The following is a 15699-nucleotide window of genomic DNA, read 5'->3' as shown; positions in this document are numbered from 1 at the left end:
TTTTTGTCCGAATTACGATTATCTATAACTCGTCGGGATGATAAATACCTGTGAAAGGGTGTTATTGTTGACCTGAGGTCAACAAAGGAGTGAGAAACGATGTTGCATGAGAGGCCTATGAGCTATCTGTATGAAGTCGGGATTCAGGGAGGCATTCGCCGGGCCGCCGATATGCTGGGGATTAATCCGTCAGTCATCAGCCGCCAGATAGCGCAGCTGGAACGGGCGCTGGAGCTACCTCTGCTGGAGCGGCAGGGACGAAACGTGGTGCTCACCGAAGCAGGGCGTCTGCTGGCGGAGGACTACTACGAAAGCCGTCAGCGCCGGGAAAAGCTGGAAAGTCACCTGAAGGATTTACGCCATATGCGCGGCGGGACTATCTCGGTGAGGATTGGCGGCGGGCTGGTCACCACCTTTATTGAATCAGTGATGAGCACCTTTTCTCAGTCCTGGCCTAACGTGTTCGTGGATATTATTGTCGGCAGCATGCAGGAGATGCTCAACGATATCGCCAGCGGCGAAGCGGATATGGCGGTCGCCTTCGGCCCCATCGGCAACCCTGAGCTTAAACGCCACAGCTTTCAGTGGGGCCCCATCTGCGCGGTGGTCTCTCCTGAGCATCCCATCGCTGCCCTGCCCGCCGTCACTATCGATGAGCTCACACACTATCGCCTGATCGCGCTCACCGACAGCTTTGGCCTGCAGCGCCATATGAACGCCATGTTTAAAACTGCAGGACGGCAGTTTCACCCGGCCTATCGCTGCAACCTCTTTTCGACCGCCATGAGCCTGAGCCAGGCGGGATTAGGCGTCTCTTTTATGACCGCATACGCCGCCCGGGAGGCGATCGCCCACGGTATTCTGCGGGCGGTTCCTATCGACCATCCTATTGCCAGCAGCGCCCAGTGCCATCTGCTACGCAACTCCGATCGCCGCTTTTCCCCGGCGGCGCATCATATGTGGCGGCTGTTGCATAACGCTTTTCGCGATGCGCAGCGGGCGCTGGCGGCCTGAGCTTATTCGGTCACCACGAACCGGGTTGGCGCAAAGCAGTTCAGCAGCCGATGCATAAGAAAGACCATGGTCAGCGTAACGATCAGCGCCACGGTCACGGAGGTAATGCGGTACAGATCGCTGAACACCAGGTCCTGGTCCGGATGCAGGTTCTGGCCGAACATGATGCCAATAGTGGTGATGCTGGCGAAGCCAACGCCTGCCCCCACCTTCTCCATCACGTGCAGCCGGGCGCTAAACGCCAGCCCCAGCCCAATCAACGGCATCATCAGCACCATATGGTTGCTGAAGTCGTAGATAATCAGCTGCACCACCAGGATATAAAGGCAGGCCAGCACCACCCCCACCACGCGCCAGATCGAGCTGATCACCGCGCCGCGATAGTGCATCGGGAACAGAATTAAGATGCCCGCCATCAGCGCCGACAGCGAGTCGCTCAGATCGCAGACCTGAAAAATCACAAAGATCATCGTCGCCACGCTGCCGGAAAGCAGCGATTCGTGGCGGATACGCGCGGCATCTTTTTCAATGCGCGGCGGCGGCTTGCGCGGTTCAACGTCCGGGATGAAGTAGTTCAGCAGCGCGCTGAGCGCCACCGCCATCACGCAGGCCTCCATATTGGAGAACATCAGCGTGTGCCAGTTGCTGGTGGGATAGCTCATAAAGTTGAGCATCGTGCTTTGACACACCACGCCCATCGACCCCAGCAGAAACAGCGGCCCCTGGCTCATAAAGCGAAAGCGCATCACGTACAGGCCAAACACCACCAGCGTCATGATGACCGGCCACTGCGATAAATAGCCGACGATTAACACCATTTCGACGCAGTTCACCGCCGCACTGAACACAAACTGCCGCGCCACGTGGCGGTTAAACACCGGCACCAGCGACAGCAGCATCAGCGGATAAACCACGAAGAAGACGCCGTACTGCACGTCATAGAAAGTTGATATGCTCAGCGCGATAGTACCGGCCACGGCGATACGCAAGGTCTGGCGAAAATCGTTCGCCGTGTAGACGATGTTGCCGTGCGGGGTGAAGACCCGCGCCAGGGTATTAATAGACATAGTGCAGGAAGCTCACCAGATGGATCTGCGCGCCGGCGAAGGTACGGGCGAACGGGCCATCGCTGTTATAGAGCTGTACCGTGGCGCGGGCGCCGGTGGGCAGCGGCTTATCCAGCGGCTCGTCCAGAGCGACGTGAATGCGCATGCGCTGCGCGTCGCGCACCCAGCGGGTGGATTGCTCCGGCTGCGATAGCTGGCCGTTAACTTCTTCTTGTCCAGCCAGAATACCGGCATCGCTGCTGGTGACGTGCGCCGGGAAGACTTTGCCCGGCAGCGCATCGAACACCACCGCGGCATCGGTATTCACGCCGGTGTGGCGCAGGCTCTTCTCGCGGAAATCGGCGACGATATCGGTCTGATTGCTCACCAGCGCCAGCAGCGGCGTGGCGGCGGTGGCGTACAGACCAGGGTTAAGCTGCAGGTTGCTCACCATCCCGTCAGTCTCCGCGCGGACCTTCGTCCAGCCGAGGTTAAGCTGCGCCTCTTCCAGCGCGTTGCGGTACTTCTGCAGCGTGACGTTGCGCCCATCGTCGCGCTCGCCGCGCTGGATCAGCAGATTGTGGATACTAGCGTTGAGCGCGCTGACCGACTGTTCGCTGGTCTGCCAGGTGGTGCGCACTTTATCCAGATCCGACTGGGAAACGTTCTGCATGGTGCTCAGACGCTGATAGCGATCGAACGTGACCTTATCGTTGCGCGCGGTGTACTGGGCGGTACGAAGGTTGGCGCGGGCAGAAGCGATCTGCGCGTCCAGCTGCTGGTTACTGAGTTTCGCCTGTTCAAGCGCGATCTGCGCCGCTTCCACTTTATTGATAAACGGCGTTGGATCCAGTTCATAGAGCAGATCGCCCTTCTTCACCTGGCTGTTGTTATGCACATAGACATGGGAGACATAGCCGGAGACGCGCGACGAGACCGGCGTGACCACGCGCATCACGGTGGAATCCGGCGTGAGCGGGATCCAGATATCGGCAACGATAAACCAGGCGAATATGACCAGGAAGGCGGCAATACTCACCCTTACCCAGCGGGCAAATTTCTGTTCAGGGGTCATCATAGTGTTTTAGATCTTGTTATCTTCTTCGCGGATAGTCCGCAGATTGCAGGCGATTTGATTTAACGTGGCGCTAAAGGCGGCGAGCTGCGCTTCAGGGAGGGTTTCGGTGACGCGCTGTTGATAGGCCTCAATCACGCGGTTCAGCTTCTCCAGAATAGCGCGGCCTTCCGTCGTCAGCGTCAGCAGGCGTATGCGTTTGTCATAAGGCGATGTTGAACGCAGCAGATAGCCCTGCTTTTCCAGCTGCGTGAGGGTGCGCATCAGCGGCGGCAGTTCAATGCCCTGCACCTCCGCCAGCTCGCTGACCGAGACGTTATCCCCCAGTTGGTGCAGCTGCATCAGCACCGTCCAGCTTGACTGGGTCAGGCCGGTGTCGGTGATGGCAGAATCAATAATCGCGCGCCACTGGCGCACCACCATCGCCATGCGCATGCCCATCGGGCGGCGGGCAAACAGGTCGTCTTCGGTCATTTTACTTTCCTCACTTAGCTGTGAAGAAAATAATACTTATCACGATAAGTATCAAGAAACGAAGAGTGGATAAGCATGAATTGATAAATTATGTGAATGTATCATCCCCGGTCGCGCTCACGCTTACCGGGGCTACAGCTCCGCGCGGTCTGGTAGCCCGGACAAGGCGCGTCAAGCGCCGCCTCCGGGAAACCCACCGTCCGCACTCATGCTCCCGGGGCTACAGCTCTGCACGGTCTGGTCGCCCGGACAGGCGCGTCAAGCACCGCCTCCGGGGAAATCCACCGTCCGCACTCACGCTCCCGGGGCTACAGCTCCGCGCGGTCTGGTAGCCCGGACAGGCGCGTCAAGCGCCGCCTCCGGGGAAATCCACCGTCCGAACTCACGCTCCCGGGGCTACAGCTCCGCGCGTTCTGGTAGCCCGGACAGGCGCGTCAAGCGCCGCCTCCGGGGAAATCCCCGGCCGCGCTCACGCTTACCGGGGCTACAGCTCTGCGCGGTATGGTAGCCCGGACAGGCGCGTCAAGCGCCGCCTCCGGGAAAATGCCGGGTAACAAATCGCACTTTTTAATTGATCTGATCCCGGCGCAGCCCGACATCTTTTAGCTGTTCGTCGCTCATACGCTGCAATGTTCTGCGCGTTTGCTCACGAAGCCACCACTTTTTGAACGCCCGCGCCAGAAATACGAAGCCGATAAACGGCTGTCTTGCCCGATTTTCGTGAAATTCCATCCTCTACCTCCTCACCTTGCCAGAGGCTTTATCTTCACGGATCCGCGGCCAAACAATACAGATTCACAAAATACTTTTCTTTAACATACAGATTCGCTAAAACGTACAGCAGACCTCACTTTTACCGCCAATCTGTACTGGTTTATTGATCTGTATGGCGACGATCAAGGATACAGCATGACCCGCTATCAACATCTGGCCAGCCTGCTGGCAGAACGCATCGAACAGGGGCTGTATCGCCCCGGCGAAAAGCTGCCGTCGGTGCGCAGCCTGAGCCAGGAGCACGGCGTCAGCATCAGCACCGTTCAGCAAGCCTACCAGACACTGGAACAGCAGCAGCTGATCGTACCGCAGCCGCGTTCCGGCTATTTTGTAGCCCCGTGCAAAGCTCAGCCGCCGGTGCCGCCGATGTCGCGGCCGGTCCAGCGCCCGGTAGAGATCACTCAGTGGGATCAGGTGCTGACCATGCTCGACGCCCGCCACGATAAATCGATTATCCCCTTCGGCGGCGGCTCGCCGGACGTCACCCAGCCAAGCCTGAAGCCTATCTGGCGCGAGCTGAGCCGGGCAATTCAGCACAACCTTAGCGAAGTGCTGAACTACGACGAGCTGGCCGGGCGTCGCGAGCTGCGCGAACAGATCGCCCGCCTGATGCTCGACGGCGGATCGGTGGTCACCGCCAACGATCTGGTACTTACCAGCGGCTGCCACAGCGCGCTGTCGCTGGCGCTGCTGTCGGTGTGTCAGCCTGGCGATATCGTCGCCGTCGAATCCCCTTGCTACTACGGCACCATGCAGATGCTGCGCGGATTAGGGCTAAAAACCATCGAGATCCCCACCGATCCGGAAACCGGGATCAGCATCGAGGCGTTAGAGCTGGCGCTCGATCAATGGCCGATCAAAGGGGTGATCCTGGTCCCCAACTGCAATAATCCGCTGGGATTTATCATGCCGGATGCCCGCAAGCGGGCGGCGCTGTGCCTCGCCCAGCGCCACGATATCGTTATCTTTGAGGATGATATCTACGGCGAGCTGGCAACCGAATACCCGCGCCCTCGCACGATCCATTCCTGGGATATCGACGGCCGGGTGATGCTCTGCAGTTCGTTTACCAAAACCATCGCTCCCGGCCTGCGCATCGGCTGGATTGCCCCCGGCCGTTATTACGATCGCCTGCTGCAGATGAAGTATGCCGCCAGCGGCACCAACGTTCCCTCCACCCAACTGGCGGCTTGTAATTTTATTCGCGAAGGCCACTATCACCGCCACGTGCGAAGAATGCGGCAGATCTACCAGCGCAATATGGAGATCTACACCTGCTGGCTGCGGGAGTTTTTCCCCAGCGGGATCTGCGTTACCCGCCCGAAAGGCGGCTTTATGCTGTGGGTCGAGCTGCCGGAGCAGGTGGATATGGTCTGCGTCGCGAAGCAGCTGTGCCGGCTGAAGATCCAGGTCGCGCCGGGATCGCTGTTCTCCGCATCCGGGAAATACCGCAACTGCTTAAGGATCAACTGCGCTCTGCCGCCGATAGAGAAGCATAAAGAGGTGATGGTGCAGCTGGGCATGGCGGTCAAGGTGGCGATGGAGTGATTAATCATCTTAACTAATGGAAAATATATGGAAAGCAACTTAAAAAAATTTTCGACCAATGCATTAAAAATTATTCCAGGATATGATTTCCTCTCGGAAATGTATATATTCATTAAACACCCGGAAATATATGACGGCACCCATGAATATGCTCCACTGGTAAATTCTGGCGCTAATTTATTAAAATCAACATTAATTGTAGGCTCATTGATAGCTGCATTCAGTTTTCTTTCAATAAAATTAGCTCCCATAACTAGCTTTAAATTAATATTCAATCAACTATATTGGTACATTCTTTTGTTAATCCAACCTATAAAGTTTGGAGTCTTTTTCTGGCTGTGCATGTCTACAGCAACTCGATTTAAAAAAAATGTGTGTCATTGTGTTTATTTCTTTCAGGTGCTTCAAACCTACGCGGTTATTAATGTAATAATATTCTTCTTGTTTTGCATTGCCATCAACAGAATTTTCCTTACTGGAGATTTTAACAGACCATCTGGCAACATTGATCTAATGATAGGTTTTATATTGGCATTGCTTGTTCTTACACTTACATTCAGACTATTAATAGCTCCATCATTTCGTTACTTGTCGATGTATTACAAAAAACCATCCAGTGCAATTATCCTTCTCTTATCAATTAGCATCTCTTATTATTCAGCTAATCAAATAAAATTAGCAGACGGAAAGGGAATGGTGAACAAGAAAGAATTCTGCGAATTATCTTATGATTTAAAAATAAAGCCCTCACACATTAATAAAATCGATAAAAACCTATACCTGAATGAGTGTATAAATATCTTCTCCCAGAATTAATAATTATGTAAAATCAGAAGGTTCCTGTTCACGTAAAGAGAGAACTATGGCTGACCTGAACCTGAGTACCCTGACGGAAGCAGACATCATCACCAAACGCGTTATGCCCGCCATCCTCGATGCCGGCTGGAGCGACACAACGCAAATCAGACAAGAGGTCAAACTCCGGGACGGTAAGGTCATCGTGCGCGGCAAAGTCGCGGCGCGTAGAACGGTGAAATCCGCCGATATCGTGCTGTATCACAAGCCGGGCATTCCGCTGGCGGTGATTGAAGCCAAAGCCAACAAGCATGAAATCGGCAAAGGGATGCAGCAGGGCATCGAGTACGCACGCCTGCTGGACGTACCTTTCGTCTTCGCCACCAACGGCGATGGCTTTATCTTCCATGATAAAACGGCAACCGGCGAGATTGAGCGAGAAATTACCCTCGATGAATTCCCAACGCCTGACGAATTGTGGCAAAAATACTGCGTCTGGAAAGGCTACACCGAAGCCCAACTTCCGGTAATTACCCAGGACTACTACGACGACGGCAGCGGCAAAGCGCCGCGTTATTACCAGCTACAGGCCATCAATAAAACCATTGGAGCCGTTTCCGCCGGGCAGAACCGCGTTCTGCTGGTGATGGCAACCGGAACGGGGAAAACCTACACCGCCTTCCAGATCATCTGGCGCTTATGGAAAGCGAAAAATAAGAAGCGGATCCTGTTCCTCGCCGATCGCAACATTCTGGTCGATCAGACCAAGAATAACGACTTCCTGCCGTTTGGCACGGCGATGACCAAGGTCACCGGGCGCACCATCGACCCGGCCTTTGAAATCCATCTCGCGCTGTACCAGGCCATCACCGGCCCGGAAGAAGAACAAAAAGCCTTTAAACAGGTAGCGCCGGATTTCTTTGACCTGATTGTCATCGACGAATGCCATCGCGGCAGCGCCTCCGAAGACAGCGCGTGGCGCGAAATCCTGGACTATTTCAGCGCCGCCACGCAAGTTGGCTTAACCGCCACGCCGAAAGAGACTCATGAAGTCTCCAGCACCGATTACTTCGGCGACCCGGTGTATATCTACTCGCTGAAAGAAGGTATCGAAGACGGCTTCCTTGCTCCCTATAAAGTGGTGCGCGTCGACATCGACGTCGATCTCCAGGGCTGGCGCCCGACCAAAGGCCAGACGGATAAAAACGGTGAGCTGATCGACGACCGTATCTACAACCAGAAAGATTTTGACCGCACGATGGTGATCGATGAGCGCACCGAACTGGTAGCGAAAACCATTACCGATTACCTCAAACGCACTAACCCGATGGATAAAACCATCATCTTCTGTAACGACATCGATCACGCGGAGCGGATGCGCCGCGCGCTGGTCAATCTCAACCCGGAACAGGTCAAAAAGAACGACAAGTACGTGATGAAAATCACCGGCGATGACGACATTGGCAAAGCCCAGCTGGATAACTTTATTAATCCCAAAAAAGAGTATCCGGTTATCGCCACCACCTCCGAGCTGATGACCACCGGCGTGGACGCCAAAACCTGCAAACTGGTGGTGCTGGACCAAAACATTCAGTCGATGACCAAATTCAAGCAGATCATCGGCCGCGGCACCCGCATCGATGAACGCTACGGCAAGCTATGGTTCACCATCCTCGACTTCAAAAAGGCCACCGAACTGTTCGCCGACGAGCGCTTCGACGGCATCCCGGAAAAGGTGATGGACACCACGCCGCAAGATATCGCCGACCCGGAGTCTGATTTTGAAGAGCAATTCGACGAACACGAAGAAGAGACTGAAGACGACATCACCGGTGTCGATGAAGATCCCGCCCCGTATACCGTCACCGATTCCGGCGATGTCGGCCCGCTGCCGGAAGATGACGAGAACAAAGTGCGCAAGTTTCACGTCAACGGCGTGGCTGTCGGCGTGATTGCCCAGCGCGTGCAGTATTACGATGCCGACGGCAAGCTGGTCACCGAATCCTTCAAAGATTACACCCGCAAAACGCTGCTCAAAGAGTACGCCTCGCTGGATGATTTCACCCGCAAATGGCAGGGCGCCGAGCGCAAAGAAGCCATTATCAAGGAACTGGAACAGCAGGGGATTATCTGGGAAGTGCTGGCGGAAGAGGTCGGTAAAGAGCTCGACCCGTTCGACATGCTGTGCCACGTGGTGTATGGTCAGCCGCCGTTAACCCGCAAAGAGCGGGCGGAGAACGTGCGCAAGCGCAACTACTTCACCAAATACTCCGACGCCGCGCAGGCGGTGCTGAACACGCTGCTGGATAAATACGCCGACGCGGGCGTGCAGGAAATAGAGAGTATTCAGGTGCTGAAGCTCAAGCCGTTCGACAGCATGGGTACGCTGCCGGAGATCATTAAAAGCGGATTCGGCGACCGTAACGGGTATAATCAGGCCATCAGCGAGCTGGAGAGCGAAATCTACCACTTACCTCCCCGCTCCGCGTAACCACTCCCCTTTTGCGCCTTCTGCTGCCACCGCGTAGCAGAAGGCCTTATTGTTAATGAAACACGGAACACATCATGTCAATCAGCTCGGTTATCAAATCATTACAGGACATTATGCGCAAAGACGCCGGCGTGGACGGCGATGCGCAGCGCCTCGGCCAGCTCTCCTGGCTGCTGTTTCTGAAAATCTTTGACGCCCAGGAAGAAGCGCTGGAACTGGAGCAGGATAGCTATCAGTACCCGATCCCGCAGCGCTACCTGTGGCGCACCTGGGCGGCAAACGCCGAGGGCATTACCGGCGACGCCCTGCTGGAGTTCGTCAACGACGACCTGTTCCCGACGCTGAAAAACCTCACCGCCCCCATCGATAAAAATCCGCGCGGCTTTGTGGTCAGACAGGCGTTCAGCGATGCCTATAACTACATGAAAAACGGCACCCTGCTGCGTCAGGTGATCAACAAGCTCAACGAAATCGACTTCACCAGCGCCAGCGAACGCCACCTGTTCGGCGATATTTACGAACAGATCCTCAAAGATCTGCAATCGGCGGGCAATGCCGGTGAGTTCTACACCCCGCGAGCGGTGACCCGCTTTATGGTCGATCGCGTCGATCCGAAGCTCGGCGAGTCAATTATGGATCCGGCCTGCGGTACCGGCGGCTTCCTCGCCTGCGCGTTCGATCACGTAAAAAACAACTACGTGCAGAGCGTGGCCGATCACCAGACGCTGCAACAGCAGATCCACGGCGTGGAGAAAAAGCAGCTCCCGCACCTGCTGGCGACCACCAATATGCTGCTACACGGTATCGAAGTGCCGGTGCAAATCCGTCACGACAATACCCTCAACAAGCCGCTGTCGTCGTGGGATGAACAGCTGGATGTGATCGTCACCAACCCGCCGTTCGGCGGCACCGAAGAAGACGGTATCGAGAAGAACTTCCCGGCAGAGATGCAGACCCGCGAAACGGCGGATCTGTTCCTGCAACTGATCGTTGAAGTGCTGGCGAAGAACGGCCGCGCGGCGGTGGTGCTGCCGGACGGCACGCTGTTTGGCGAAGGCGTCAAAACCAAGATCAAAAAGCTGCTCACCGAGGAGTGCAACCTGCACACCATCGTGCGTCTGCCGAACGGCGTGTTTAACCCGTACACCGGAATCAAAACCAACCTGCTGTTCTTTACCAAAGGCCAGCCGACCAAAGAGATCTGGTTCTACGAGCATCCGTACCCGGCGGGCGTGAAGAACTACAGCAAAACCAAACCGATGAAGTTTGAGGAATTCCAGGCCGAGATCGACTGGTGGGGCAACGAGGCCGACGGCTTCGCCAGCCGCGTCGAGAACGAACAGGCGTGGAAGGTCAGCATCGACGAGGTGATTGCCCGCAACTTTAACCTCGATATCAAAAACCCGCACCAGGCGGAAATCGTCAGCCACGATCCGGACGAACTGCTGGCACAGTACGCGAAGCAGCAGCAGGAGATCCAGACCCTGCGCCACCAGCTGCGCGATATCCTCGGCGCGGCGCTCTCCGGTAAGGAGGCCAACTAATGGTGGTGGAAAAACTGATTGTCGACCATATCGATACCTGGACCACGGCGCTGCAAACCCGCTCCACCGCCGGGCGCGGCAGCTCGGGTAAGATTGACCTGTACGGCATTAAGAAGCTGCGCGAGCTGATTCTGGAGCTGGCGGTACGCGGCAAGCTGGTGCCGCAGGATCCGAACGATGAACCGGCGTCGGTGCTGCTGGAGCGTATTGCGGCGGAAAAGGCCGAGCTGTTGAAGCAGGGGAAAATTAAAAAGCAGAAGCCGCTGCCGGAGATTAGCGAGGAGGAGAAACCGTTTGAGCTGCCGGTGGGGTGGGAGTGGACAACACTCAATACTCTTGCAGAAATAAATCCCAAAATAGATGTATCTGATGATGAGCAAGACATATCTTTTGTTCCGATGCCTCTCATATCAACAAAATTTGACGGGTCTCATGATTTTGAAGTCAGAAAATGGAAAGAGATAAAAAAAGGTTATACCCACTTTGCCAATGGTGATATAGCCATTGCAAAAATTACACCTTGCTTTGAAAATAGCAAAGCAGCAATATTTTCTGGATTAAAAAATAATGTCGGTGTTGGAACAACAGAATTACATGTCGCGCGCCCGTACAGCCAGGCAGTTAATCAGCAATATCTTCTTTTAAACTTTAAATCACCTGGTTTTCTTAAAACCGGTGAATCTCAGATGACAGGCTCCGCAGGCCAGAAGCGTGTGCCTAGAAATTTCTTTGAAAACTATCCGCTACCATTCCCTCCATTACAAGAACAAGAACGAATAGTAAACAATTTTACTCAATTGATGATCCTCTGCGACGAACTGGAACAGCACTCACTGGCCAGTCTGGACGCCCATCAACAGCTGGTTGAAACCCTGCTAACCACGCTAACTGACAGCCAGAACGCCGATGAACTGGCCGAAAACTGGTCGCGTATCAGCGAGCATTTCGACACGCTGTTTACCACCGAAGCCAGCATTGATGCCTTAAAACAGACCATTCTGCAACTGGCGGTGATGGGCAAACTGGTGCCGCAGGACCCGAACGATGAACCGGCCTCTGAACTGCTCAAACGTATTGCGCAGGAAAAAGCGCAACTGGTGAAAGACGGGAAAATTAAAAAGCAAAAACCGTTGCCACCGATTAGCGATGAGGAAAAACCGTTTGAATTGCCAGATGGGTGGGAATGGTGCCAAGTTAATGATATAGGTGATTTAAAGCTTGGACGGCAACGATCCCCGAAAGATCACCACGGCCCATATATGATCCCTTACCTACGGGTTGCAAATGTTCATGATAATGAAATTCGAACTGATGATATCAAGCTTATGAACTTTACACCGGAGGAACAAACTCTATACTCACTCAAATTTGGTGATATTTTGCTAAATGAAGGACAGAGTTTAGAATTGGTAGGGCGTTCAGCAATTTTCAGAGATGAAATAGCACAAGTATGCTTCCAAAACACTTTAATCCGTTTGAGAGCAAATGAGTCAGTTAGCAATGAATATATTCTTGAATATTTCCGACATTGCCTCTATTCAGGAAGATTTCAAAAAGCAGCAACACAAACAACAAATATAGCTCATTTGAGCATATCAAGACTCGCACCGATCGAATTCCCACTTCCTCCTTATAAAGAGCAAGTTAGAATTGTGAATAAAATTAAAAAATTAGAGATTTTATGTGAAAATATAAAAGCAAAACTAAAATCCGCCCAACAAACCCAGCTCCACCTGGCAGACGCCCTCACCGACGCCGCCATCAATTAACCCGCCCTTCATAAACCAATAAAGCGGCTAAATAGCCGCTTTATTCCCATCACCAAAAATAATCCTTTCCTTTATCCCCGCCATTATTTTCATTCATTTTCAGCTGGACTTTCCTTCTATTCCCTGATGATATATCCAGGTATTTTTCGCAAGACGCCCGTGCGGCAACACGAGCGCCTCGCTAATCACAATCCCTATTGAAAAGGAATAGAGACCATGACTACCCCGCATTCTATTGCAGAATTCACCGATCCAGAAGTCTCCCCGGAAAATAACCGTAAAGGCACCGTCAGTTACGCGAGCCGCTTTGAAGATCGCCAGCCTATCCCGGCGATTATCATGAAAGGCCAGTGGCTGGAAGCTGCCGGTTTTGCCACCGGCACCAAAATCGATATCAAAGTAATGGAAGGCTGTATCGTGATTACCGCGAAGCAGCCGGAGCCGGAACTGGTAGAGTCTCTGCGCCAGCTGCATAAGCTGTCGGCGCGCAAACAGAAGCAGGTGCAGGAGTTTATTGCCGTGATTGGCGACAAGCCCCGCAGGCAGAAAAATTAAAACCAGCCACCCGGCAGCCTCCGCGCTGCCGGGTTGACATCGAGGCTACGCCGCCGCGCTATCCATCTGTTTTTCAAACGCCTGGCGGATCAGCCCCATCACATACGGCAGCTGAGCAATATCGCTGAAACCGACTTCTACATCACCATTGCCCCAGCGGCCAAGATCCGTTACGTCTTTCGCCATCCCTTTCGGGTCAACCAGCTCATGGAACGGCATATTCAGCGACAGGCGCAGTCGGCTTTTCTGCGGTACCACGTCGACAAAATTGGTCTCCGCCTTGAAGGCGACATACAGCTTCAGCACCTCCTGGGTGATGCTTGCATCCAGCTTTAAAATTTCCGGCGCCAGCTGGTCAAACAGCATCCGGCTGTGCGAACCAACTTCCAGTTGATGAAAGTCCGACAGACTGTAGTTCATGGTTTTTTCAGGCTGCTGACGATACTGACTCAGCACCTCTTCACTCAGCGCAGGCGCGCACCAGACCTGAACGGCCCGCTTCGCCAGACGCTCGGCCCGCGCATCTATTGCCGCTTCATCCCATTTCTCGCACTGCCCTAACCCGGCGTTTAAATGCAGTGGGCTTTCCTTGAAACCGCCAGCAATGTCGCGTTTTTCCACAAAGGCTTTATCACTGTAACGCGAGTTATAGCCGGTTAACGTCAGATTCCCCAGCGTATGCAGCCGTTCTTTATGTATCCGCTGCCAGTCGCTGCCCAATTCTTCACGCCATTTTGCCGGCAGATTTTCATTCTGCGGCATAATGTGTTCAATCGTATATTCATCCACCGCCACGCGCTCTTTACGCTGATAATTTTCCAGACGACGCAGCCAGTAACTGCGGCTGCGGAAGTTATACAGATCGCGCTCTTTTAATTTAAGGCTGAATTCATCATCATCCGGAAAACGTCGGTAGCTCGGCAGTTCCAGTAAATGCGCCTGAATACTTTCCAGATAGTTTTCTTTATTTAATACCTTATAAAACGTGGCGAAGGTTTTGTTTAGCGAGTTAGTGGGAATGGCGCACACCGCGCGGCGGAAAACATACGACTCAATAAGCCTTATTGCACTCAGGAAATCGTCAGGCAATAAATCACCCTCACGGTAATCGTAATACATCGCCAGCAGGAATGGATAGGCAACATCGACCTTTAACTCGCGCAAATCCTGAAACGCAGCCGCGAGAGGTTTATCGCTCTCTTTGCCCAACGCCATCGCACAAAAATATTCCGCATAGCGTTGAATATCCGCCACCAGCGCATCGACCCCCGCTTCGGCGACAGGCAGGCTACGCGCATGCAGCTTAAAGGCTTCATAAACTTCATCAGTACGGGGAATATCCCCCGTTTTGACCGTCAGATAATGGCGCATAAAGCTATCGAAATATTCACTGTAGCCTTTCTGCCCGAAGGCAATTTCCATCGGCCGCCAGTGGTCATCATACAGCCGCGTCTGATGCTCCGGCTCCAGCCCCATCAGAATAAAGTTGCGAACTAAATCGGCCTGGCTGAGCGCTTTCCCCGTTGAGTTCATGCTTTCAAAGATCAGCTGCGGGTTGTCCTGCCCGCGATTGAGCGCCACATCGACAATCAATAGCTTAGATAATCCACGACACAGCGGAATCAGGTCATCGCCTAATTTACTGATTTGCTCATCGAAGAATTCAAAATTGGCCGCGATACGCTGCGAACCGTTTTCAGGCAGCGGTTTTTGCTTAATCAGCGCCAGCAGGCTGTCTTTATCGGTCTCCGTCAGCAGCAGCTTATAGCCTCTCTCCCCGGATTCATAAGGGTTGAGCAAATAGTAATTACGTAATTTCATCGCGGAGAAGCCGTCAATCAGCTCTTCATCGCCAAGATGACGGGATAGCGCTTCTAGCAGCAGCATTGCGGTGGTCAGACGCTGCTGACCATCAATGACCAGCAACGGAGAAATCCCCGACACCTGATACAGCCCCTGTTCGATATAAACAACGGAGCCAATAAAATGTGCAGAGATATCATCGCGCTGTCCGGCACGAATAATATCGTCCCAAAGCTGAAGACACTGCTGCTTAGACCATGAATAGGTGCGTTGATAGATTGGGATAACGAATTGCTGTGAGCGTTTAAGAAAATCAAGTAAGCGGGCTTCTGTAGCTTTCATTTTTAGCGTTCTCTTCCGTGAAACATCAAGTTCACCAATAATAACCACGCCCATGAGTAAGTTAAATGTAAATACTCAATACAGCGCGGGATTGTGAACCGACGCAGTACGGTTCAGTCGTGTGCAGGCCGATACCCCGGACAAGGCGCGTCAAGCGCCGCCTCCGGGGGCTCTCTTCTCCTGGCCCCAAACCTTACGATGCGCTCATATCACCGCATAGTTAAAAACCATACCGGCGCAGGCAGCAGCGTAATATGCTGGATAATAAACCCAATACAGTAAACAATTAGCAAATGACAACTAACGACAAAATAACAAAAATGTTTTTTGCTAAATAACCAGCATATAAAGCAACCCAACAAAAATCATTAACCGCATGTTTTATCAGCAAATATATATCTTTTATTTTTAAGGAAGCGGGCGTAATTGCCTTCCCGTGCTAATCCCGATAAATTCACTCCTTCCCCCT

Annotated in this window: 12 protein-coding genes; 7 read left to right on the top strand and 5 right to left on the bottom strand. The window is 53.4% G+C overall.

Going from position 1 to position 15699, the window contains the following annotated elements; genetic code table 11:
* Positions 1-99 precede the first annotated feature (99 nt).
* Complete coding sequence (locus tag K2184_RS18345) at positions 100-1014, top strand: LysR substrate-binding domain-containing protein (protein ID WP_004108616.1); 915 nt, start codon at positions 100-102, stop codon at positions 1012-1014.
* A gap of 2 nt (positions 1015-1016) precedes the next feature.
* Here the strand turns inward: K2184_RS18345 and K2184_RS18340 are convergent, their stop codons facing one another.
* The 4 genes from K2184_RS18340 to K2184_RS18325 form a co-directional block, all read right to left on the bottom strand.
* Positions 1017-2081, bottom strand: a complete 1065-nt coding sequence (locus K2184_RS18340) for a DUF2955 domain-containing protein (protein WP_004098265.1) — start codon at positions 2079-2081, stop codon at positions 1017-1019.
* Entirely contained in the window at positions 2071-3138 is a 1068-nt protein-coding gene (locus K2184_RS18335) for an HlyD family secretion protein (protein ID WP_004108624.1), read from the bottom strand. The genes K2184_RS18340 and K2184_RS18335 overlap by 11 nt, the downstream gene beginning before the upstream one ends.
* Before the next feature lie 6 nt (positions 3139-3144).
* A complete protein-coding gene (locus tag K2184_RS18330; protein ID WP_004108626.1) occupies positions 3145-3609 on the bottom strand; it encodes a MarR family winged helix-turn-helix transcriptional regulator in 465 nt (154 codons plus the stop codon).
* Positions 3610-4176: 567 nt separating this feature from the next.
* Entirely contained in the window at positions 4177-4341 is a 165-nt protein-coding gene (locus K2184_RS18325; protein ID WP_004108628.1) for a DUF1127 domain-containing protein, read from the bottom strand.
* A gap of 177 nt (positions 4342-4518) precedes the next feature.
* Between K2184_RS18325 and K2184_RS18320 the strand changes: the two genes are divergently transcribed.
* The 6 genes from K2184_RS18320 (at position 4519) to symE (ending at position 13085) form a co-directional block, all read left to right on the top strand.
* A complete protein-coding gene (locus K2184_RS18320) occupies positions 4519-5931 on the top strand; it encodes a PLP-dependent aminotransferase family protein (protein WP_163525811.1) in 1413 nt (470 codons plus the stop codon).
* Positions 5932-5958: 27 nt separating this feature from the next.
* Entirely contained in the window at positions 5959-6747 is a 789-nt protein-coding gene (locus K2184_RS18315; RefSeq protein WP_224239856.1) for a hypothetical protein, read from the top strand.
* A gap of 46 nt (positions 6748-6793) precedes the next feature.
* A complete protein-coding gene (gene hsdR, locus K2184_RS18310; RefSeq protein WP_049127294.1) occupies positions 6794-9217 on the top strand; it encodes an EcoAI/FtnUII family type I restriction enzme subunit R in 2424 nt (807 codons plus the stop codon).
* A 74-nt stretch (positions 9218-9291) separates the two neighbouring features.
* On the top strand, positions 9292-10761 hold the full coding sequence (locus tag K2184_RS18305) for an N-6 DNA methylase (protein WP_049591311.1): 1470 nt from the start codon (positions 9292-9294) through the stop codon (positions 10759-10761).
* Entirely contained in the window at positions 10761-12530 is a 1770-nt protein-coding gene (locus K2184_RS18300) for a restriction endonuclease subunit S (RefSeq protein WP_049591312.1), read from the top strand. The genes K2184_RS18305 and K2184_RS18300 overlap by 1 nt, the downstream gene beginning before the upstream one ends.
* A gap of 216 nt (positions 12531-12746) precedes the next feature.
* A complete protein-coding gene (gene symE / locus K2184_RS18295) occupies positions 12747-13085 on the top strand; it encodes an endoribonuclease SymE (RefSeq protein WP_049127297.1) in 339 nt (112 codons plus the stop codon).
* A 45-nt stretch (positions 13086-13130) separates the two neighbouring features.
* On the opposite strand, the gene K2184_RS18290 is transcribed toward symE, so the two are convergent.
* Entirely contained in the window at positions 13131-15230 is a 2100-nt protein-coding gene (locus tag K2184_RS18290) for a GmrSD restriction endonuclease domain-containing protein (protein ID WP_049127298.1), read from the bottom strand.
* Positions 15231-15699: the final 469 nt, after the last annotated feature.

The sequence above is a fragment of the Klebsiella sp. K5-306 genome (assembly GCF_051835185.1).
GTDB lineage: Bacteria > Pseudomonadota > Gammaproteobacteria > Enterobacterales > Enterobacteriaceae > Klebsiella > Klebsiella oxytoca.
This window is presented reverse-complemented; position numbering and strand designations above follow the sequence as displayed.